The 22352-nt window shown below is 52.9% G+C and carries 21 protein-coding genes; 15 read left to right on the forward strand and 6 right to left on the reverse strand.

What is annotated here, in order from left to right; all coding sequences use genetic code 11:
* Entirely contained in the window at positions 1-1281 is a 1281-nt protein-coding gene (gene xseA, locus H6G53_RS00420; RefSeq protein ID WP_190530571.1) for an exodeoxyribonuclease VII large subunit, read from the forward strand.
* 171 nt (positions 1282-1452) lie between these two features.
* Here the strand turns inward: xseA and secA are convergent, their stop codons facing one another.
* On the reverse strand, positions 1453-4257 hold the full coding sequence (gene secA / locus H6G53_RS00425) for a preprotein translocase subunit SecA (protein WP_190530572.1): 2805 nt from the start codon (positions 4255-4257) through the stop codon (positions 1453-1455).
* Positions 4258-4540: 283 nt separating this feature from the next.
* Between secA and rlmD the strand changes: the two genes are divergently transcribed.
* From rlmD to H6G53_RS00445, 4 genes are all read left to right on the forward strand, one after another.
* The gene (rlmD, locus tag H6G53_RS00430; protein WP_190530750.1) at positions 4541-5911 is read left to right on the forward strand and encodes a 23S rRNA (uracil(1939)-C(5))-methyltransferase RlmD; all 1371 of its coding nucleotides are present in this window, start codon (positions 4541-4543) and stop codon (positions 5909-5911) included.
* A gap of 122 nt (positions 5912-6033) precedes the next feature.
* On the forward strand, positions 6034-6645 hold the full coding sequence (locus H6G53_RS00435) for a hypothetical protein (protein ID WP_190530573.1): 612 nt from the start codon (positions 6034-6036) through the stop codon (positions 6643-6645).
* Positions 6646-6937: 292 nt separating this feature from the next.
* Entirely contained in the window at positions 6938-7969 is a 1032-nt protein-coding gene (locus H6G53_RS00440) for a hypothetical protein (protein WP_190530574.1), read from the forward strand.
* A 6-nt stretch (positions 7970-7975) separates the two neighbouring features.
* Positions 7976-8392 carry a hypothetical protein gene (locus H6G53_RS00445; RefSeq protein ID WP_190530575.1) on the forward strand — a complete coding sequence of 139 codons (417 nt, stop codon included), beginning with the start codon at positions 7976-7978 and terminating at the stop codon, positions 8390-8392.
* 23 nt (positions 8393-8415) lie between these two features.
* Here the strand turns inward: H6G53_RS00445 and H6G53_RS00450 are convergent, their stop codons facing one another.
* Positions 8416-9915 carry a TM0106 family RecB-like putative nuclease gene (locus tag H6G53_RS00450; protein ID WP_190530576.1) on the reverse strand — a complete coding sequence of 500 codons (1500 nt, stop codon included), beginning with the start codon at positions 9913-9915 and terminating at the stop codon, positions 8416-8418.
* A gap of 63 nt (positions 9916-9978) precedes the next feature.
* Between H6G53_RS00450 and purQ the strand changes: the two genes are divergently transcribed.
* The 8 genes from purQ (at position 9979) to H6G53_RS00490 (ending at position 14215) form a co-directional block, all read left to right on the forward strand.
* Positions 9979-10650: a phosphoribosylformylglycinamidine synthase subunit PurQ gene (purQ, locus tag H6G53_RS00455; protein WP_190530577.1), complete on the forward strand. Its 672-nt coding sequence runs from the start codon at positions 9979-9981 to the stop codon at positions 10648-10650.
* Positions 10651-10676: 26 nt separating this feature from the next.
* On the forward strand, positions 10677-11216 hold the full coding sequence (locus H6G53_RS00460) for a DUF192 domain-containing protein (protein ID WP_242030763.1): 540 nt from the start codon (positions 10677-10679) through the stop codon (positions 11214-11216).
* 130 nt (positions 11217-11346) lie between these two features.
* A complete protein-coding gene (locus H6G53_RS00465; RefSeq protein WP_190530578.1) occupies positions 11347-11592 on the forward strand; it encodes a hypothetical protein in 246 nt (81 codons plus the stop codon).
* A gap of 123 nt (positions 11593-11715) precedes the next feature.
* Positions 11716-12825 (forward strand): YcjF family protein, encoded by a 1110-nt coding sequence (locus H6G53_RS00470; RefSeq protein ID WP_190530579.1) that lies wholly within the window; start codon positions 11716-11718, stop codon positions 12823-12825.
* 96 nt (positions 12826-12921) lie between these two features.
* Positions 12922-13233 (forward strand): nucleotidyltransferase family protein, encoded by a 312-nt coding sequence (locus tag H6G53_RS00475; protein ID WP_199309070.1) that lies wholly within the window; start codon positions 12922-12924, stop codon positions 13231-13233.
* On the forward strand, positions 13217-13546 hold the full coding sequence (locus H6G53_RS00480) for a DUF86 domain-containing protein (RefSeq protein ID WP_190530580.1): 330 nt from the start codon (positions 13217-13219) through the stop codon (positions 13544-13546). The genes H6G53_RS00475 and H6G53_RS00480 overlap by 17 nt, the downstream gene beginning before the upstream one ends.
* A 15-nt stretch (positions 13547-13561) precedes the next feature.
* Entirely contained in the window at positions 13562-14041 is a 480-nt protein-coding gene (locus tag H6G53_RS00485; RefSeq protein ID WP_190530581.1) for a hypothetical protein, read from the forward strand.
* A gap of 18 nt (positions 14042-14059) precedes the next feature.
* On the forward strand, positions 14060-14215 hold the full coding sequence (locus H6G53_RS00490; RefSeq protein WP_199309071.1) for a hypothetical protein: 156 nt from the start codon (positions 14060-14062) through the stop codon (positions 14213-14215).
* Positions 14216-14289: 74 nt separating this feature from the next.
* Here the strand turns inward: H6G53_RS00490 and H6G53_RS00495 are convergent, their stop codons facing one another.
* The 4 genes from H6G53_RS00495 to H6G53_RS00510 form a co-directional block, all read right to left on the reverse strand.
* Positions 14290-15021, reverse strand: coding sequence for a hypothetical protein (locus H6G53_RS00495; protein ID WP_190530582.1), 732 nt, complete (start codon positions 15019-15021; stop codon positions 14290-14292).
* An 80-nt stretch (positions 15022-15101) separates the two neighbouring features.
* A complete protein-coding gene (locus H6G53_RS00500) occupies positions 15102-16808 on the reverse strand; it encodes a hypothetical protein (protein WP_190530583.1) in 1707 nt (568 codons plus the stop codon).
* Positions 16805-17785, reverse strand: coding sequence for an ABC transporter ATP-binding protein (locus H6G53_RS00505; protein WP_370567771.1), 981 nt, complete (start codon positions 17783-17785; stop codon positions 16805-16807). Before H6G53_RS00505 ends, H6G53_RS00500 begins: the two co-directional genes overlap by 4 nt.
* 366 nt (positions 17786-18151) lie before the next feature.
* Positions 18152-18799, reverse strand: a complete 648-nt coding sequence (locus H6G53_RS00510) for a cob(I)yrinic acid a,c-diamide adenosyltransferase (protein ID WP_190530584.1) — start codon at positions 18797-18799, stop codon at positions 18152-18154.
* A gap of 297 nt (positions 18800-19096) precedes the next feature.
* Between H6G53_RS00510 and blaOXA the strand changes: the two genes are divergently transcribed.
* Both blaOXA and H6G53_RS00520 read left to right on the forward strand, forming a co-directional pair.
* The gene (gene blaOXA / locus H6G53_RS00515) at positions 19097-19981 is read left to right on the forward strand and encodes a class D beta-lactamase (protein ID WP_370567772.1); all 885 of its coding nucleotides are present in this window, start codon (positions 19097-19099) and stop codon (positions 19979-19981) included.
* Between the two features lie 249 nt (positions 19982-20230).
* Positions 20231-22189 (forward strand): hypothetical protein, encoded by a 1959-nt coding sequence (locus tag H6G53_RS00520; protein ID WP_190530586.1) that lies wholly within the window; start codon positions 20231-20233, stop codon positions 22187-22189.
* Positions 22190-22352 lie beyond the last annotated feature (163 nt).

The following is a 22352-nucleotide window of genomic DNA, read 5'->3' on the forward strand; positions in this document are numbered from 1 at the left end:
ATGGCGGAGGATTGGGCTGCGGAGTTGGCCCCCAGCAGCGCCACGGAACCTTGGTCAGTGGCCACCCTCAACCAGTGGCTGAAGGATTGCGTGGAGGCGGAACCGGCGCTTCATCGGGTTTGGGTGATTGGGGAGGTGTCCAGCGCCAAGCCATTTCCCAGCGGCATCTATTTCACTTTGACCGATCGGGAGGCAACGGCCGCGATCGGCTGCGTGGTGTGGCGAGGTCAGGTCGATCGACTGGCGAGCTTGCCCGAACCGGGTCAGCAGGTGATCGCCTTGGGAGAATTGCAGCTTTGGCCCAAACGGGGCGAGCTGAAGCTAGTGACCTGGCAACTGCTGCCGGCCGGGGCGGGTTTGCAGGCGCTGCGAATGCAACAGCTCCACGATCGCCTGGCCGCCGAAGGGTTGTTTGATCCCGATCGCCGTCGGCCCCTGCCCGCTTTTCCCCAAACCGTGGCGGTGATCACGTCTCCTCGCGCGGCGGCCTGGGGAGACATCCAGCGCACCTTGCTTCAGCGCCATCCCGGCTTGCGGGTGTTGTTTGTGCCCGCTTTGGTGCAGGGCGATCGGGCCCCAATCAGTCTGATGCGGGCGATCGCGCAAGTGGTGGTGGATGGTCGAGCCGATCTGCTGATTTTGGCCCGGGGTGGCGGGGCCACGGAGGATCTATCCTGCTTCAACGATGAGCAACTGGTGCGCACCCTAGCAGACTGCCCAATTCCCGTGATCACCGGCATTGGTCACCAACGGGATCAATCCCTTTGCGATCGGGTGGCGGACTGGTGTGCCCACACGCCCACGGCCGCAGCGGAACGGGCCGTGCCGAGCTTGGCGGAGTTGCGCAACCGCTGGGCTGAACAGGCCTTGGGCCTGAAGTTAGCCATGGATCGCTACTTACAAGACCGACTCGATCGGGTGGATTTGCTCCAGCAACGGTTGGGACGGCTGCGCCCCGATCGTCAATGGCAGCGGGAAACGGAGCGGCTGACGGATCTTCGGCGGCGGTTGGGCATGGCCATGCAACACCAGCTCGATCGGGAACAGCAACGGCAGCGGGCCCTCAACCAGACCCTGCGATCGCTGGATCCAAACCAAGTGTTGCAACGGGGCTATAGCTTGGTGCGCAATGATCAAGGGGCGATCGTTCGGCGGGCGGCCCAAGCCCAACCGGGCGATCAACTCCGAATTCAGTTGGCCGATGGGTGGTTAGAGGTGAAAGTGATTCCACCCCCAACCAAGATCGCGCAACTCTCGATCGACCTTGATCCGTTGCCCTGAGAGGATGTCTGCACAGTCAAAACAGCAACCTTGTGAATCTCGAACACAGACAAGCGACCAACACAGACAAGGGGCTTAAGCCCCTTGCTTAGACGACGACTGGTGTTTTGCAAGCGTCCCAAAGACTTCTCAGATATCCTCTGGGGCTGTCTAAATCTGCCCTAATCTGCCCTAAACCGTTTCTGGTTCGCGTTCCTGGACTTGCGGTTGGAATTGGAACAGGGAATAAACCACATTCCGGCGCATGTTGGTCATCATGTCCAAGAAGAGTTCATAACCTTCGCTCTTATATTCCACCAGCGGATCCTTCTGGCCATAGCCGCGCAGGCCCACCGTTTCCCGCAGCGCATCCATCTGTTGCAAGTGCTCGCGCCAGAGGGTGTCAATTTGCTGAAGGATGAAATAGCGTTCCGCGTCGCGCATCAGGCCAGGGCGCAGGCTGTCGATTTGCCCTTCCTTGATGTCGTAGGCAATCCGCACTTGCTCGGCCAGGAAAGTCTTGATTTCCGTGGGGTTGAAGTCCTCAATCTGTTGGGGAGTCAGGTCTTGGATGGTGCTGACAAATTCCTTTACCTTGTCCACCATCTTCTCCAGATTCCATTCCTCCGCTGGCAAATCGGGGTTCACATAGGCATCCACAATGTCGAACATTGTCCGCTCGGCATATTCAATCACCCGCTCTTTCAGGTCTTCCCCTTCAAGGACGCGGCGGCGCTCGGCATAGATGGCCCGACGCTGGTTATTCATCACCTCGTCGTATTCAAAAACCTGCTTCCGAATGTCGTAGTAATAGGTTTCGACTTTCCGTTGGGCCCCTTCGAGCGATCGGGTCAGCATTCCCGACTCGATCGGCATGTCCTCTTCCACGCGGAACATCTGCATCAGGCCGGCCACCCGATCGCCCCCAAAGATCCGCAGCAGGTTATCTTCCAAGCTCAGGAAAAACCGAGTGGAACCGGGGTCACCTTGGCGACCCGCCCGCCCGCGCAACTGGTTATCAATCCGGCGCGATTCGTGGCGCTCCGTGCCGATCACATGCAGGCCACCCAGTTGGATCACCTCTTCATGTTCACTGTCGGTGAAAGCTTCGTATTCCCGGCGAATTTGGTTGTAGGCTTCCCGCAGACCTTGCACCACTTCATTATCGGTGGGGGCCTTTTCCGAGGCGATCGCCAACAGTTCTTCGGCTTCTAGCTCCGGGAGCGATCGCTCGCCATAGGTCTTGACCGCAAAGGCCACCGCATCCTTCAGCATCTTTTCCGCCTCGGTCGTAATTGGCGTGGGGAAAATTTCCGGAGCCGCTTGCCAGGTTTTGCGCTTCTTGCCCGAGTTGCCAAAGCCCTGGGCCTTTTGCCGGCCACTCAGGCCCGCCACCTGCATCACCTCAAACTCATCTTCCTCTTCCAGGCGCACCAGCTTGGGCATCAGGTATTCCCGCACCTTCAGCCGGGCCATGTAGTCCGCGTTCCCGCCCAAGATGATGTCCGTGCCGCGACCGGCCATGTTCGTGGCGATCGTCACGGCTCTGCGCCGCCCCGCCTGGGCCACGATTTCCGATTCCCGCTCCACGTTTTCCGGCTTGGCGTTCAGCAGGTTGTGGGGAATGTTGCGCTCCGCCAGCAGTTCCGACAGCAATTCCGACTTTTCAACGCTCGTGGTTCCCACCAACACGGGGCGACCCATTTCGTGCATTTCCAAGCACTCTTCGGCCACGGCCTTCCACTTGGCCACCTCGGTTTTGTAAACCACATCCGAGTAGTTCTTCCGCGAGTTGGTGCGGTTGGTGGGAATGATCGTCACTTCCAAGTTGTAGATCTTCTCAAACTCGGCCTCTTCGGTTTTGGCCGTGCCGGTCATGCCCGCCAGTTTGGGATAGAGCAGGAAGAAGTTTTGATAGGTGATGGAGGCGAGGGTTTGGGTTTCGTTCTGGATTTCCACCCGCTCCTTGGCTTCGATCGCCTGGTGCAAGCCATCGCTCCAGCGGCGACCCGGCATCACCCGCCCGGTGAATTCATCCACAATCACCACTTCCCCGGCCCGCACGATGTAGTTCACATCCCGCAGGTAGAGTTCTTTGGCCTTCAGGGCGTTGAAGATGTAGTGGGCCCAGGGATCTTCCGAATCAAACAGATCCGTAACCCCCAACATTTGCTCGGCGGCGATGAATCCCTCATCACTCATGATCACGTTGCGGGCTTTTTCGTCCACTTCGTAGTGGTCATCGCGCACCAGTTGCCGCACCAGCTCATCGGCGGTCAGATATTTTTCGGTGGGGCGATCGACCTGGCCAGAAATGATCAACGGGGTGCGAGCCTCATCAACCAGCACCGAATCCACTTCATCAATCACGCAATAGTTAAAGGGCCGCTGCACCACTTCATTGATAGTGGTGGCCATGTTGTCGCGCAGATAATCAAACCCTAGCTCACTGTTGGTGGCGTAGGTGATGTCGCAAGCATAGTTCCGGCGGCGTTCTTCGGGACTCATGCCCTGCTGAATCAGCCCCACGGACAGGCCCAGGAACCGATGCACCTGGCCCATCCACTCGGCATCCCGGCGGGCCAAGTAATCGTTCACCGTCACCACATGCACCCCGCGGCCCGTGAGGGCGTTCAGGTAGGACGGCAGGGTGGCCACCAGGGTTTTTCCTTCCCCGGTTTTCATTTCTGCAATTTGCCCGTTGTGCAGCACAATGCCGCCCAGGAGTTGCACATCAAAGTGGCGCATTCCCAACACCCGCTTGCCCGCTTCGCGAACCACGGCAAAGGCTTCGGGCAGGATGTCGTCTAGCAGTTCCTTGCGTTCGCTGTCGTTGCGGGCTTGGGCCAGTTTTTGGCGAAATTCGGCGGTTTTGCCCCTGAGTTCGTCGTCCGACAGCTTCGCGATGTCCTCTTCAAGGAGGTTGACTTCCACCACGTCGGGTTGGAACCGCTTGAGTTTGCGGGCGTTGGGGTCTCCCAGCAGAGCTTTCAACATGGCAGGCGATCGGGTGGCGTACTAGGCGAGATAATGGGGGCCAATGCAGTTGGCCGGTGGCGATCGCCCGATCGAGCGTCATGACGCGATCGAGCTGTGGCGCGCCTCCATCGTATCACCGCACCTTTGCGCCGGGCCGGTTCGGTTTCCCGTCGCGGCCGGTGCAAGGGCACGATCGACCGGAGGCCCAGGGCCCACAACGCCACTCAACCGCATTGGCCCGCCGTTGCACGCTATTGAGATTGAGGCCGATCGAGCCATGACCACCACCCTTGACAATCAGATGAACCAACCGGAATGGAAACAGGGGGCGGCGATCGAGCTGGAAATTACCGACCTGGCCGATTCGGGGGATGGCGTGGGCCGTTGGGCCGATCGGGTGGTGTTTGTGCCGGAAACCGTACCGGGCGACTACCTATCGGTGCGGCTGTTGCAGGTGAAGCCCACCTTTGCCCGGGCCAAAATTTTGTCGATTCTGGATCCTTCGCCCGATCGCGTCCGCCCCGGCTGCATCGTGGCGGACAAGTGCGGCGGTTGCCAATGGCAGCATGTGGCCTATGGATCCCAACTGCTGGCCAAACAGCGACAGGTGGAACAGGCCCTCACCCGGCTCGGAGGCTTTGAAGAGCCACCCGTTTTGCCCATTTTGGCCGCCGCTGCCCCCTTGGCCTACCGCAACAAAGCCACCTATCCCGTGGCTCCCGGCCCCGATGATCAAATTCGGGCGGGCTATTACCAAAAGGGCAGCCACAAAATTGTGAATCTGAACCAATGTCCCGTACAGGACGATCGACTCGATCCCCTGCTGCGACAGGTGAAACAGGACTTGACCGCCAGCGGTTGGGAACCCTACGACGAAACCACCCACACGGGCACGGTGCGTCACTTGGCCCTACGGATTGGGCGGCGCACGGGCGAAATGCTCCTCACCCTGGTGGTGCGCGACTGGGAAGCGCTGCCCGGTTTGGCCACCCAAGCGGAACTGTGGCGCGAGCAATTTCCGCAGTTGGTGGGGGTCTGTGTGAACCAGCAGCCCCAGCGCAACAACGTGATTTTTGGGCCCGAAACCCGCTGCGTTCTGGGGCGGCCGGCCCTGGAGGAACACCTGAATGGATTGGTGTTTGAAATTCGCCCGGAAACCTTCTTTCAGGTGAACACCGACCAAACAGAAGAACTGCTGAAAACCATTCACCAACAACTGGCCCTGACCGGCCGGGAAATTTTGGTGGATGCCTATTGCGGCGTGGGAACCCTGACCCTGCCCTTGGCCCAGCGAGCCGGCCGGGCGATCGGGATTGAAGCCCAAGCGGAAGCCGTCACCCAAGCCCGCCACAACGCCGAACGCAACCAGCTCACCAATGTTGAATTTCAGGTGGGGAAAGTGGCGGATCTGCTGCCCCAATTGGGACTGCAACCGGACGTGGTGTTGTTGGATCCGCCCCGAAAAGGTTGTGAGCCGGGCGTGATTGAAGCCTTACGGGCGATCGCCCCAGCACGAATTGTTTACATGAGCTGCAAGCCGGCCACCCTGGCCCGAGATTTGAAGCTGCTCTGTGAACAGGGACAATATCAGCTCGATCGAGTGCAGCCAGCGGACTTTTTCCCCCAAACGCCCCATGTGGAATGTGTCGCCTTTCTGAGTGAGCGCCGTTAAGATGAGCGATTGAAATTTTGCCGCACGCTATGACGATCTAGAAGGGCGATCGTTTATTCAATAAACTGCATTCTAAAAGCACCTTTCTGGTTCCGAAATCTCATCCAATTTCAATTCTAATCATGCCATTCACACAGTACAAAACCATCGCGGATGTTTTGGCAGAGTTCCCGATGACTTATCAGGAAGCGTCTTTCCTTGAACATCACGCTCTAGCGATCGATCCCAGCTTTGTGGATCGCTTGCAACTGGTTTTGACCGAAGGCATGGTTTTCAATTCGGAATATGCAATTTGCGAAAATATTATTTCGCCGATTTTGACGGAAGTGTGGCGATCGTATGTGGGTGAGTTGCTGATTTGGAGTCATCAACCGTTGCGCTACAACGATCAGCTTTCGGGCACACCGGATTATGTGGTGGCGAAGCGATCGCCCAGAGGGAAGGTGTTGTTTGAGCAGCCTTATTTGATTCTGATTGAAGCCAAGCGAGATGACTTTGAAGCGGGCTGGGGTCAATGTTTGGCAGAATTGTGGGCGGCGCAACGGTTGAACCAAGAGGGCGATCGCCCGTTGTTTGGCATTGTCTCCAACGGGAAGTTATGGGAATTTGGGCGGCTGTGGGGCGAAACCTTCACAAAACACCCGACGGGCTACACGCTCGATCGATTGTCTGAACTGATGGGGGCGATCGACTGGATTTTCGCTACAAGTGCCAGATTTTCAGCTCTTATGTAGGTTAAATTTCATAGACTTATGTATAAGATTTTTCTATAGATGATTTTATGGATTTTATGATTAAAATGATAACCTAAATGTAGGTGTACTTGATCACTTTATCGAGCTTTATTGAATATTTTAGCTATGTGCCAGCGAATCTGAGCAAGCTTAGCAACATTGTTAACGCGCTGTTGTCAATAGGTCGTTAACACGCTTACTAATTCAATTTTGTTAGAGTTGCTTTATTAGCATAAGTGTTTGATTTTTCGCTTCAGGTCAACCCAAATAGCAGCACTTCTGGAGACTTCTCATGATTTTTATCATCCCGCTTATTTTTGGTGCGGCAGCAGTGATTACGGCTGGCGTTGGCATTGCAACAGGAGCAGATGGTGTCTCTAAAATGCAAGAAGCTAAAAAGATTGGTAAAGCTGCTGAGAAGCGGCATAAAGCCAAGCATAAGGCACTCAAGAAGACGCTTCAATCAACGCAGGAACTTGCCGAGGAATATGGTCAACTACAAATTAAAGTAAAGGTTCAGACTATAAAAAGGTTTATTGAATTTATTTCTCGAATTAATCGCCAAGGTTCACTGGAAAACAAGCAATTCCTTGAAGAGCTAGAAGGTGAGATTCTTCATCAGATCGCAGTGTATCAAGCAGATGTGCTAGAGGCTGAGAAGCTAGCGACTGGCAGTGGTCAAGCAATAGGAGCGGCATATGCAGCAGGACAAGGAACAGTCGCACTAGTTGGCCTATTTGGGACAGCCAGCACTGGAACTGCTATCAGTGGTCTTAGCGGTGCTGCGGCTTGGAATGCAACTCTAGCTTGGCTTGGCGGTGGCTCTCTAGCCGCAGGCGGTGGTGGCATGGCACTAGGATCACTTGTTTTGGGTGGAATTGCTGTGGGGCCAGCTCTAATGATTGGTGGGTTTGTCTTGGGCGGCGAGGGAGAAAAAGCATTAACCAAGGCGCGTAAATATGAGGCTAAGGTAAAAGCGGAAAGCGCCAAAATGGATGCTTCCGAAGATTTTCTGAAACAAGTTCAACAGCGAATTACAGAAGTCAGCGACCTTGTAAATAGCCTAGATATCAAGGCGCTGAATCTCCTATCAGAACTTGAATCTAAAGTATTGATTGGTTGCGGCATAATGGCTCCAGGGGCAGAAGAACTTGCCATTGGAAAAGCTGAATTTGATTCTCAGAGAGATGGCAAGCAATTTCAGCAAGTCATGCTGCTCATCAAAGCCTTGTCTGAAATCATGAGAACACCAGTTCTGAATGCTGACGGCAAGCTAAATCAAGATGGATTTTTATTGCAAGAAAAATACAGCAATTTTGAGTAAAAATCTATGACGATCAAGAAAAATTCATCAGACTCTTTTCAGGACTGGAATTCTTCAGTTGATGCAGTTCAATGCCTTAATGATGTTCTACAGGCTTGGACAACCTATGTAGAAATTTGCGAAACAGAGCAGACCAAGCGACGCGCAATTGAAGCTTGGGAAAAAACAACCCTCGAGACTATTCAAGCCAAGCGGGACTTTTTGATTGGCTATCTCGAACGTTCATTTGATGAACGAGCTATGAACTTTCAGGCTCTCTTCCAAGTAGTTGATCAAGCCATTGTGTCTGGAAATAATCAGCAATTGGGCTTGACGCTTAATGCAATTACTGAACTAGCTAAGACCAGCCCTTTTAAAGACTTGGCAGATTTATCCGCTGTCCAAGCAGCACTCGATGACCCAGATCATCTGTGGGAATTTTGAGAAACTAGATTTCGTTATTTTTGTCAACCTCGACCAGCCTTAGCAAGTTCTGATTGCGTTGCTAATTGCTGTTGATGGAACTGTTCGAGCCAATGTTTGACCCGGTAGGTGGCCAAACAATCGTCCTCGTTGTAGGTAACGATCGCCTCTAGATAGGAGCGATCGCCCGTTTTCAGCCATCGATCGTACCAATAGACCGCCTGGGAACCATTGGCCGTGCTGTCTCGCCACCCAAACCCCAAATACCCAGCGATTTGCTTCAGGGCATAGCCTTCCACCGGCAACACCACCGTTTGCGTCACCCAAGCATGGACATCCACAAACCGATCGAGCAGACGCTCTAGCCGCTGACTGGCGCAACCATAGAGCTTGGCCAGGCGCTTGCTGGCATCCCGCTCATACTCACAAAAGTGGAAAATCGGCGCGGTGGGGTAGCGATCGACCAGCGCCAAAAAGTCATCCCAAACCCGCTGCTCATCCTCGGGGGTTTCCGCCAGGAAGCGGTGAAACGTCGGCTCCGGCTGCGATCGATCCACCACCAACACGCCCAGCAGGTAATCCAGCGAAAGATCCGGCTCCGCTTCGATGTCGAAATAGAGTTCCACCGGAGCGGCCGGCAGGCGATCGGGCGACCAGGCCTCGCGGCGGGCCAGGGCGATCGGCTGTTGGGTCAAGGTGGCGCGGGTTTGCACCAACACCGCCTCCGCCGCGCCGTCAAATTCGGGAAACTCCTGGAGCCGATCGAGCGGTGTGGCCGCCAACTGTTCGATCGTCTCAATTTTTAGCCGCTCCAACACCCGGTAGCGGGCAGGAGTCACGCCGGGGATCAGCGACAGGTGCTTGGCTTGCCGCGCTCGATCGGTGCAGTCGCCCACCCAATGGCAGAGGGAACAGCGGTTGCGAGAAATGAACAGATCCGGCTCCCGATCGTCCTCCATCAGTGTGTCGATTAGGTTCGCCAGCAAGTCTTGCACCTGCTTCAGCCGCGTCCGCAAGTCCACCCAATGGGGCGATCGACCGCGCAACACCACCCCCGCCTTAGCCGGAGCCGCCCCCTGAATCATTGTCAACAAATCCGCGTGGAGCGCCGCCACGAGCTGATATTCCAGCTTTGGCTTCTTGCCCAACCGGATATCCACCGGCTCATAGATCCAATCGCCAAAGGCCGACTGGCCCGGCCGTTTCACCAACAAATCGGGATGGCCCACCAGCTCCACGCCGGGGATTTCCTCCACCCGCAGCAGCCCCCCGACGATCAACCCCGCCCCCGCTTCCATCAGGGCCAAAGTAGCCGCCGCGCCCGCATCCCGATCGCCCCGGCGAAACTGCGGCCGCACTAGCTCCAGTTCCAGCTTCTCGGCAATTTGCTGGGCCGCATCGCGCTTGTGGCGATCGCTCTCGTCGTGGAGTTTTTGGATAAAACCGGCCGTGGGGGCGCGCCGACGGGGATCGCCATAGAAATCCAAAAAGACGCGCCGGGGGCAGCGCTGAAAAAAGAGTAGGTCGTCAGCGGTTAGCAGCATGAAACTAAAGTTAACCGATCGCACGATAGGATAGGAGCGCAAGTCGCGGGTTTGCTCCAGTCCATGAAAGTTGGCGTTATCGTTTTTCCGGGTTCCAATTGCGATCGGGATATGCAGTGGGTGTTTCAGGGGCTATTGGGCCTGCCCACGCGCATGGTTTGGCACCAAGACAGCGACCTCAGCGATCTTGATGCAATTGTGATTCCTGGCGGCTTCAGCTATGGCGACTATCTGCGTTGCGGGGCGATCGCCCGGTTCTCGCCGGCCATGCGATCGGTGATCGAAGCGGCCGAGCAGGGCAAGCCGGTGCTGGGGGTTTGCAATGGGTTCCAAATCCTGACGGAGGCGGGGCTGCTGCCGGGGGCGCTGATCCGCAATGAGAATTTGCACTTTGTGTGCGATCGGGTGCCGGTGAAGGTGGAACGCAGCGCCCGCCTGTGGACGGAGGGCTACGCGGCGGGGCAAGTGCTGAACCTGCCGATCGCCCACGGGGAGGGTCGCTACTACGCCGATCCGGACACGCTGCAGCAAATTGAGGACAAGGGCCAAGTGCTGTTCCGCTACGCAGGGCGAAATCCCAACGGCTCTTGGAACCAGATCGCGGGCATCTGCAACGATCGGGGCAATGTGTTGGGGATGATGCCCCACCCGGAACGGGCGGCCGATGCAGCGTTGGGCAGTACGGACGGGTTGGCGCTGTTCCAAACCATGACGGCGGCGTTAGTGAGTGTCTAGGACGCTCAAGGATTGGCTCTGAATCTATGACCCTGCGATCGCCCGATCAACCGGATTTGCCAGATCTATTTGTTGCAGTGGCTCACAAAATGGCGCGATCGCTCCTGGTGTTGGGGGCGATCGGCTTGATGGCCTGTGCGCCTTTGGAGGCGAGCACACCGGAGCCAGGCGGGCAGCAGTTGCCGATTCAAGCGCGCACCCTGATCGGGACTCAGGAGATTTTGCTGGAGGTGGCCCGCACGCCGGAGCAACAGGAAATTGGCCTGATGTTTCGGCGCGATTTGCCACCCGATCGGGGGATGTTGTTTCCCTTTGAGCAATCGCGGATGGCGCGGTTTTGGATGAAAAACACGCTGATTCCGTTGGATATGGTCTTTTTGCGGGAGGGGCGCGTGGTGGCGATCGAGGTGAATGTGCCGCCATGCCGTGAAGATCCCTGCCCGAGTTATGGCCCGAGTTTGTGGGTGGATGCGGTGTTGGAATTACCAGCGGGGCGATCGGCTCAGTTAGGTCTCAAGGTGGGCGATCGGCTCACCATCACCCCCGCCCCACCCGCCAAACCTTAACGAACTCAGTAATCGATCATCACCTGGCTTTTTGAAAGTAATCGGCTGCATTCCTCACTTATGCAAATTTCCTCTAAAATTGAATATGATATGGGTATCTAAAAGCTGACTCTCCGGCACGAGGGAAGTTATGGGCAAGGCTAAAAGGCTGTTGGGCAAAGTTAAACGGAAAGCTAAAAAGGCTTTGGGCGCGGCGGGCGCAGGCGGCGCAGGAGCTGCTGCTGGTTATGGTGTTGTTACGGCAACTGGCATGACTGCGGCTGGGATGGTTGGTGGCGGCGCTGGTGTTGGTGCAGCAGCAGGGCCGGTAGGTGCAGCCGCTGGCGCATTAGCTGGCCTCGCAGCCTACGGAATTTATCGAGTCTTGAAGGACTAGCATCGGTAACTTTCAATCATCAAGTAAGTTTTGGCTGAATTTGACTACCTACCAGCTAAGTCATCCAAAACTTACCCTAAGAATTTTATCTAGTTGTTATCTCAACCGAATGGAGATCAAAAAATGGTAGCTCCAGGAAATTTCAATCTTGAATCTTTAGTGGAAGCCGCCCTACAAGAAGCCTTAAGGGAACGCGGTCATGTCAATATACTAATTGCCGGACGTACTGGCGTTGGAAAAAGTACATTGATTAATTCAGTGTTTCAAGGCAACTTTGCTACCACTGGGCAAGGTCGTCCTGTTACACAGAATACGCGAGAAATTAAGAAAGAAGGAATACCGATTTCCATCTTCGACACTCGCGGTCTAGAGATGGCAGATTTCACAGAAACATTACAATCTCTCAAAGTTTTTATCAGTGAGCGATCACGAAGTGCCGATGCAAATCAATATGTTCATGCAGCCTGGGTCTGTATAGCCGAGGATTCCCGACGTGTTGAGCCAGCCGAAGAAGAGTTGGTGAAAATGCTGTCAGATCGCAATATACCTACTATTGTTGTCATCACGAAAGCAAGATCCGATAATGGTTTTCGTGCTGAAGTTTTACAGATATTGACACTTGTAGGTCTCGTGGGTAATGCTGTTCGAGTCCGAGCGATCGAGGAAGTTTTGGATGAAGGTATAACTCTTTCTCCAATGGGTCTTAATGATCTTGTGCAAGCCACAATGCAAGTGGTTCCAGATGGATTGAAAAGAGCCTTTGCAGCAGCGCAAAAGGTAGATATTGATCTAAAAAAAACACGATCACATCTGATAGTTGGGTCGGCAGCAGCTAGCGCAGCGGGTATAGCTGCCGCACCGATACCCTTTTCCGATGCTGTTGCAATCATCCCTATACAGGTTGGTATGCTCGCTGGGGTTTCAGCTACTTTTGGACTATCAATTGATAAAAGTTTACTGAGTACAATTGTAGGTAGTATTGTTGCTGGATCCGGCGGTACGCTTGCAGGTCGAGCCATTGTGTCTAATTTTCTTAAATTTATTCCTGGGGCAGGCTCTGTGGCAGGTGGAACAATTGCCGCAGCTACAGCAGGAGCACTTACTGTAGCAATTGGTGAAGCCTATATTGCTGTTTTGGATATGCTTTTTCTAAATAATAATGGTGAACCTCCTACTACTGAAGCAGTAGCTGAGGCCTTTAGAGAAAAATGCTCAAAACTTGTTATTAGATAGAAGTAAGTTAATTGATTGGATTAAGTAAAATTTACACTAATTTCATTAATCGAGTTGAATTTTGTAAATCTTAACCTAGACTACCATCGATGGCTCATGAAGCTCAGGAATATTGATGTTGCACGTGAACAGCTTTCGGATATTTGTCAGCAGTGGCATATTTCTAAGCTGTCACTGTTTGGTTCAGTGCTGCGCGATGACTTCACCCCAGCCAGCGACGTTGATGTTTTAGTCGAGTTTGAACCTGGTTTCACTCCAGGCTTTCTAAAACTCCATCAACTCCAAGAAGAACTATCCGCCTGTTTAGACAACCGCCCAATTGATTTAGTCACCTTCAAATCGCTAAATCCCAGAATTCGCGACCATGTTCTAGAAACTTCTGAGGTCTGTTATGTCGCCCAAAAATGATTATGTCTACATTGGGCACATGATCGATAATGCCAACAAAGCAATCAGCTTTATTGCGGGATTAAGTCGTTCAGACTTTGATCAAGACGAGCAACTACGATTAGCCGTCACACATCTATTGCAGATCGTTGGCGAAGCTGCCCGAAGAGTGTCTGTAGAGTTTCGAGAAGCTCATCCAGAGATTCCTTGGAAAGCGATTGTTGGGATGAGAAGTAAGGTGGTTCATGACTACTTCAGCGTAGATGATGATGTAATTTGGGACACCATTAAGAACGATCTACCTGCTTTAGTCAAACAGTTAGAGACGTTATAAATTTATCATGTGATCATGGGGTTCATCGTCACTGATTCTAGCGTTTTAAAGATTTTTAAGGCAGCAATTCTGACGGGATTAGCTGACCATTACTATTTGGCTGAGTATGCAGACAGCCCCAATTCTCTAGGGTGGGGCCCCAATGGGCTGGAGCTGAAAGGATCGGTCAGAATTACAGCAGAAGAACTGGAGCGCATCGAACAATTTATGTCGGCCGCTCAGTATAGCCTAGCGATCCATAACTGCGAACACTTCGCCAATTATGTTCTTTACGGCATTGATTTTTCTTCTCAACAACATCTTTGGTGGAAATCCCTAGGATCAAGCATTCTCAGCCAGTTGCAGCCCGTCCAAAGCGTGCGATCGAACTACAACAGCATCATGAGGCAGCAAATATCGGATGTTTTAAAAGAAAATCTCAGACAAGCCAAAATTCAACAAGCGAATCAAAAGCGTATTGAATTTTGGAAAAGCAAGGGGATTGATGTCCAGTGAATCTGTCTGAACGAGAGAGTGTTTAGGAAAAGTAGCTACTGGAAAAGTTCCGCCGCGATCGCCAAAATTCGACCCGGTGACACGATCGCCCTGAAAAGCATTGATTTGCACTTCCCGATCGAGCAGATCTATCGCGGCCTCAACCTAACCCCAGCCGCCGACTCTCAAGAATGAGTCAGGAAACTGACCGATTCAGCCAGATCAAGGCTACTTTCTGCGGCTCCGACCGTGAAATGAACTGCCCACCCTCAACCACATTGCCAAAAGAACCAACCTTCGGGTTTGTCAGCACCAAATCGCAGAAAAATATAGCCAATGCCGCCATCACCAAAGTTCGGCCCCTCGCAAATCCAAGTATTTTCTGATTCATCCCAAAAAATATCGATTGGACTAGTAGGCTGCTCTAAAAATTGGTATGAATCACTGAGTTGACCCACAAAAACCCAGCCTTCCCCAGGGCCCTCACTCGGGCTTTGCAACCATGCCGGAACGCTACCTAACTTGGTCACACAATCAACGCTGTCGGTGGCAGCATCGGGCAAGTCCCAATATTGATCATCATCAAAAAATGCTGGTTTTTGATTCTTGGTCACCGCATCTTTTTTGGGAATCCAGGTCGTAATTCGGGCTTCTAGCTCTAGCGGCGGTGAGTCGGCTGGCATGGGCACAAGCCGATCGGACAATACTTCCGGATCCAGAATTAGACAGGCGTTGGCTCCTGATCCCCCTTCCCAGGTGGGGCATGTGCCCGGGTCGTGATTGCACTGAAAAACGAGCAGCACACGACCCGATCGCCCCAAATCTAGTCGCTTTGGATGGTGAATGAGTTGTGCCAAGAGGGACTGACTTTTTCCGCAATGACTACAGATTGGATACTGCTCTGGCGGTAGGCCCCAAGGGAGTCCCCCTAGCTTATCTTCTAACTGATTTTGAGGCGGTAGATCGGCACTGAGCTTGAGGTTCGGTACAAAATATTTCATGGTTTGACTTGAGTGAAAAAATGGATGAAACCCGCTTGAGTTGTTGATGAATCATGCGGGTATGAATTCCTGTTGAATTCCTAGACTTGGGGGCGATCGTCCTGAATTAGCGCCGCCGACTCCGATCGACCCAACCGATCGAGCTGGTTCAGGGCCACATAACTGATCCCCACGGCCGCCACACCGTTAATCGCAAAGGCCACTCCCGCCATGCTCAGGGATAGCGGATCAGAAACAATCCCCATCAGCATCGGAGCCACAGGGGTCATGAGCCAAACCCAGTCCCAAGCATTCGTCCACCCGATCGCGTCGCGCGATCGCATCATCAGGCCCAACAAGAGCGAACCGACGATCGCCGCCCCCACCAATCCCGCGGCCCAGGCGACCGGTCGGCGCACCTGCCACAGCAAGGCCCATTGGGCCAGCGCTCCATAGAGCAGCATCAAACCCGTGGTGCAGCCGATCGCCACCAACACCAACAGGCCTTGGGTGGAACTGTTGAAACAAAAGGCCAGGGCCCAAGGCGACCAAAGGGCGATCGTCAACCCACCATTCACCAGCAAGGCCAACAGGGGCGGGCTGTTTTCGCCCCAAAGCCAGTCATCGATCGCCCGTTGGCTCGATCGCGCGTCTCGGGTTCTTTGAAAATGGCGATAGCGGGCCCAATCCAACAGGGTTTGGCGCGTCGGCAACAGCAACACAACCCAAGCGAACATTTGGATCAGCCAAAAGAAGCCCACCACCGCCCAGCCTTGGAAGTGGTTGGCATTCCAGGGCATAAAAAAGCCCATGGCCAACAGGTTGAACCCGATCGTCAGCCAATAGCTTCGCACTTTGGTGATGAAGGTGTTGGCGGGGTTCTGAAAACGCCGGATCACGGCTTGCCAAAAGGTCAGCGCCACCCCCGCACACCCCGCGATCGCGATGGCGGCGCAAAGCTGCGGCTGGAGGATTAAATCTTGACCAAACCAGAACCAGGAAGGGGATACGGGGGTGTCCATTGTGCCTCGGATCATCACCCCTCGGGCGATTGTCAGGGCGGGGGCAAACAGGAAGAGGCCCAGAATGCCAAAGGCCCAGCTTGATATGGCCTGTTTGCTGTCGCTGACGCTGGCATAAAACAACCCCAACAGATAAAGCGCACCCAGAAAAGCCACCGCCACCCCATCCGCCAGCAACAGACCGCCGAGGCCCAGGCCCGCTTGCAGGCCGGCGAGGGTCTGGAGGGGCAAGGCCAGCAGCACCGCCCAATGGATCAGGGCCGGCGCACCTAAGAGTTTTCCCCACAGGATCCGGTGGCTGGGTTCCGGAGTCATGCGAATGAAGTCGAGGGTTCCCTGTTTGCTTTCCTCAAGCCAGTTGGTGATCAGGGCTTGCGTGCCACCCAGCACTAACAGGCCCACCAGAATTGAAGACAGCCAAAAGAACAAGTCCAACCACCACAGGGGCCAATTCACCGCAAAGGTTGAGGACGACAGCAATTCACAAGCTCGCAGTTCTTCATCGGCCTGGCCGGTGCAATAAAACCGCAGGATGCCTTCGGTTTCGGTGGAAACGGTGGCGGTTTCAACGGCGATCCTTTGCCAGTTCATCCAAAAGGCTGCTTGGGCAATCAGGGAACTGAGGGTGGCTAAGGTCAAGTTGCGCGAGGTGCAGTTGCCTTTCAGTTCTCGCAACAGTTGGGGATTCCAGTTTCCGAGCCGATCGAGCCAGCGATCAAGATGAATTTTGAGCGATCGTTGGCTGGTTTGCAAGCGATTCAGCCAGCTTGAGGGGCGGGGGTTCATGAGGCTTGTTGGTGTCCCAGTTTCAAGAAAATTTGCTCCAGGCTTTCTCGATCGCGCCGGAATTCCACAATCGGAATTTGGGCCCGCACCATTTCCCCGAGCAGGTCGGCACAGTCGGTTTCATCACCCTGAAAGTCCACAGTAATGCGGCCGGTGGTGGGATGACATTCCCAGGCGATCGCCCTGGGGTCGGTTCTCAGGATCGTTTGCAAATCATTGAGCCGATCGAGGGCTGTGATCACCAGGGTGTGGCGGGCAAATTGGGCGTAAAGGGCTTCCAGAGGTGCGCTGGCCACCAACCGCCCCAGTTCCATCACCCCGATCGCGGTGCAAAGTTCCGCCAAGTCGCTGAGCACATGGGAGGAAATCAGCACGGTCATGCCAGCCCCTTGCAGAATCCGCATCAGGTTGCGAAATTCCAAACGGGCGATCGGATCAAGGCCGGAAACGGGTTCATCCAACAGGAGCAAAATCGGCTCGTGAATGATAGTGCGAGCTAGGCTCAACCGTTGTTTCATGCCGCGCGAGAGGGTGGCGATCGGGCTATCGCGCTTCGGCAACAGTTGCACCAAATCCAGCACCTCATAAAGCCGCTGCCGCAAGTGCGATCGCCGCAGGCCATAGAGCCGCCCAAAATAGTCTAAATAATCCCAAACGGTCAGATCTTCATAGACCGGGAAATCGTCCGGTAAAAAGCCAATTCGCTGTTTCAGTTTTGCCCGCCGACTGCGCCGATTGGGATCTTCACCGCTGAGGGATTCACCAGTTAAATATTCACCATCAATCAAAATTTTTCCAAGGGTTGGTTCCTCCACGGCCGCCAACATCCGAATCAGGGTGGTTTTGCCTGCTCCGTTGGGGCCAATTAGCCCATAAACTTCCCCAGGGGAAATTTTCAGATCCACCTGATTGACGGCCAGCTTGCGATCGAACTGTTTACTTAAACCACGGGTTTCAATTGCCCAGTTCATGGCCAGGTTCTCGGTTGGGGTGTCTTGCCTGGGGTGTCCGCCTGATTGATGCGATGGCGAAGGGGCATGGTGAAGGGTCAAGCATTCAGCGGCAACGTTCAGCAACCTTCAGCCTCTTCCGAACTTACCCAATTTCACTGCTATCGATCGCAGATTGGCTATTCAGTCCCCCAAGGCAGGCAACCGGATCGCTTGAAACAGTTTCCCGATCGGCGGGGGCGAAAGGCACGGTTCGCAAACGACTGGGAATCTTCAGAGTTCGTTGTCTTTTGGGTTAAGAAATATCAAGCAAGATTGCAATCACCCCGGATTCGTAACCTATGATGAATGCAGGGCGCAATTCTGCGCCCTGAGGTTTTTCAAAACTCAATCCTAAAACTCAATACCCTGCTGGGCAGGAATTCCCTGGGCGATCGGGTGTTTGATGCGGTTCATTTCAGTCACCAAATCCGCCATTTCAATTAACCCCTGAGGAGCATAGCGACCCGTGCTCGCCACGTGGCAATGGGGCGGCCGGTTTTGAATTCCCGCTTGCACCGGTTCCAGGGCCAGTTGCTGATGCTTGAGGGCAATGTGCAACTCATCGAGCACCACAAGGAAAATTTGCGGATCTTGGATGTAGATCAGGGCCTGTTCCCAGGCAGCCGCCGCCATGGCCCGATCTCGATCGGGATCCTGGGTTTCCCAGGTGAACCCGCCGCCCATGGTGTGCATTTGCACCGGAAATCCCAAGTTTTGCAACCGGGTGAGCAACAGGCGATCGCCATCGGGAAACGCCTCGTTATTTTTCACAAATTGCACCACCGCCACGGGCAAATCATGGGCTAAATGGCGATAGACCAGGTTCATGGCGCTGCTGGTTTTGCCTTTGCCCAACCCGGTGAATAGCAAATATAATCCCCGTTCATTTCCAGCTCGATTGTCGCGGGCTGCATCCTTGGCGGCCTTAATTTTTTGCAGGCGATCGGGCTTTTCCGCTGGCGTTGTCTCAGTTTCTAAACTGGGGTGATGATCACTCATGGTTAATTGAGATCTTTTGGTATTTCATTCACTTTCAAATTTTAATCCTGAAACCATCTTTGATCAGGCTTCAGGGGGATCAAATTGGTGGTATGCTGAAGCGGCAAACCCAGTTCGAGTCATCTGATCAAGGCTTAGGTCAATCTAGATCAATCTTGAATTTTGATTAATTATAAAATCATGAGAAAAATTGAAAAAATCATGAAAGATTGCCAATTTAATCATCAAAAATTCAATCATCAAGAAAAAAGCAAGCAAAGGAACCGATTAAATTCCAAAATTAGCGATCGAGTCTTGATCGCGGTTGGTTCACTTGTGGGTTTCTGCTGTTTGAGTTTTCCCTTGCCTGGTTTAGCAACAACCAATGAAAAGCCAGTTGACCCGTCGGTAACCGATCAAAGATTTCTACCAAAATTATTGATCCCAAAATCGCAACCACAACCTGTGATTGAGCGGCGAGTGGTTCCTGAATTCGGTCAACATTTTCAAGATCTGAAGGTTGAAGGCTCCATTATTATTTACGATCCCCAGAAAAATCAAATTTATGAACATAACCCAAAGCGCAACCAAACGCCGTTTTCTCCCGCTTCCACTTTTAAGATTTTGAATTCGCTGATTTCTCTCGATGCCCAAGTGATTCCCGATCAGGATGTGCGGTTCACTTGGGATGGCATTCAGCGCCCCTTTCCCGGTTGGAACCAAGATTTGAACATGCGCGAGGCCTTCAAGGTTTCAGCCGTCTGGTTCTACCAAATTTTGGCTCGGCGTATCGGCTATGAACGCATGAAAGCCGGGGTAATTGGGGCAAATTACGGCGATCGCAACATTGGCGATTCTGCCAATATTGATCAATTTTGGCTATCGGGCCCGCTCAAAATCACGCCCGAAGAACAAATTCAGTTTCTTCAGCGTCTTTATTTGAACCAGTTGCCTTTTTCTGAACGCTCGATCTCGATCGTGAAAGACATCATGATTATGGATCAAACGGCGCAATATACCGTCAGGGCGAAAACGGGCTGGGCCATGCGCTCAAACCCCCAAATTGGCTGGTATGTGGGCTATTTAGAGCAAAATCAGCAGGTCTATTTCTTTGCCACAAACTTGGAACTTCCGGAGCCAGCCCAAGCAACTGCTCGCAAGGAAATTACCTACCGCTGCCTTAAAACATTGGGGCTGCTGTAGTCCTAGCGTTCAATTGCAAATAAATTCCTGCAAGTAAATTACAGAATCCTGAGGTTGACAAAATTGGATCGATAGATTTCTTCCTAATTTTGTGCTTGGGAGCCTTGATTCTCGTCCTGTTAGTCTTGCTGAGCTAGGTTCTCTGAAAATTCAGTAGAATCATATTACTTGTCCATTGATGATCGGTTACCAATCAACTGGCAATCGATCAATTGACAAGCTATCAAAAAATCAATTTGGGTTGATGCCGTGAGCAATTCCGTAAACCATTCCCAAGGGCGGAACTGGCGCGATCGCCTCATGCAAATTTGTTTTGATCGATCGGGGCGATCGCCCTGGCCCTTGTTGTGGAGTCTCGCGATCGCGGCGCTCTATGGTGGCCTGTCTCTGCATCAAGGATTCAGCGGTGAATTTGTGGTGCAAGATGACGCTCGCCAGCATGTGTTTTGGATGCAGCGATTTTTAAATCCTAGCCTTTTTCACAATGATCTGATTGCCGATTATTTTGAATCGATCGCCCCGATCGGCTACACCAAGCTCTATCAACTGGCCGCTTTCTTCCAAATCAATCCCCTAATTTTTAATAAACTCCTACCGCCCATTCTTGGACTGATTATCACTTTCTTTACCTATCGGGTCACTTTTGCTATTTTCCCAGTTCCGGTAGCCGGTTTTCTAGCAACCGTCTTGCTCAACCAAAGTCTTTGGCTAAAAGATGACCTAGTTTCTGGTACGTCGCGTGCTTTTGCTTTTCCGCTCTTTTTAGCAGTTTTGGATGGATTAGTTCGCAAGTCGCCCCAACTGTTGTGGAGTTCCATTGCCCTTCAGGGGTTAATTTGTCCAACCTATGCCTTGGTCTCCGGTGGTTTAATCTCGCTGAAACTTGCTTGGGTGGGCTATCAAAAGCTGGAACGCGCCTGGTTGTCAGCCGCTTGGACGATTCGCAATCCTTCGGACTTGAAAGTGGCAGAAGACTTGGCATTACAGAAATCAGATCTGGTTTTGGCAATTCAAAGCCGCCTCATTGATGCGGAACGCCAACAACTATTTTTATATATTGGTGCTTTGGGCAGCTTGTTTTTGGTGCTGTTGCCGGTGCTCTTTTTGGGGCAAGATTTCGGGCCGGTGGTTTCTGAAAAAATTGCCCGCACCATGCCGGAATTTCTGGATGGAGGGCGCACAAATATTTTTGATCGTGACTGGATTGATTATTGGTTTTTCGGTCGTGGCACTAATCTCATTCCTCGATCGCTCCTTACGCCAGTCACTTTAATTTTTGGCTTTGCTTTACCTCTTTTTCAACCCTCCCTTTCGCAGCTCAACGGTATTCAAGCGCGATTTCCCCTCAGTCACCGAATTACGCCGGAGGTCAACAATTTATGGCAACTGGGCTTGGCTTCGATCGGGTGGTTTTTGTTGGCCCATGGATTGTTATTTCGGCTCCACTTGCCCAGTCGCTACACGGGGCACAGCTTCCGAATCATAATCGCGATCGCGGCGGCCATTAGCCTTGTGATTGTTTGGGAAGCTCTCCAGCGCTGGGCCGGGCGATCGATTCCAAATTTTGATTCCTCTGCGGTTTATTCCTTGCCCCCGCTTTTCAATGCTCCAATTTCGCAAGCCATTCGACCAAAACCGAAATCCCTTCGTTGGAAAGTCTATCTTTCCAGAAGCTTCAGCATGATTTTAATCGTGCTGGTGTTGGGATATCCGCTGTTGGTTCCCACTTTTCCAGCAAATAGTTATCAAACGGGTCGTGCCGTCAAGCTCTATCAATTCCTTCAGGGGCAACCAACGGATATCAAAATTGCTTCCCTGAGCAGTATTGGGGATGATATTCCCACCTTTGCCGGACGTTCAATCCTCACGGGCAAAGAATATGCCGTGCCCTACCACTTGGGATATTACCGCCTGTTTCGGGAACGAATTTTACGAACCATTGAAGCCCAATACAGCACCCATGCCCAATCTGTGAAATTCTTTTTGGCGCGATATCACATTTCATTTTGGCTGATCGATCGAGCCGCTTTTTCAGAAAATTACCTCAAAGATTCTTGGCTAGAGCAATATCCAGAGGCTAGTGAACCAGCGCTGCAAACCCTGAGGCAGGGACAAACACCCCTCGTGCAATCCCTCATGAATAGTTGCGCCGTGTTGCAAGATCAAACCTGGGTGTTGTTAGATGCGCAATGTTTACGGGATAGCTAATTTTGAGAATTGTGGTGAAAATCCTAGGAATTTTTAAATTTAAAAGGATACTTGAAAAGCCAAAATTGCCACTCTGTATGCTTGGGTTATCATCGCAAACAAGGGGCTTAAGCCCCTTGTTCCAGGACTATTAGTGCTTGCATTTATTAGTGCTTGCATTGAC

It is taken from the genome of Limnothrix sp. FACHB-406 (assembly GCF_014698235.1).
In the GTDB taxonomy this organism is placed as follows: Bacteria; Cyanobacteriota; Cyanobacteriia; order CACIAM-69d; family CACIAM-69d; genus CACIAM-69d.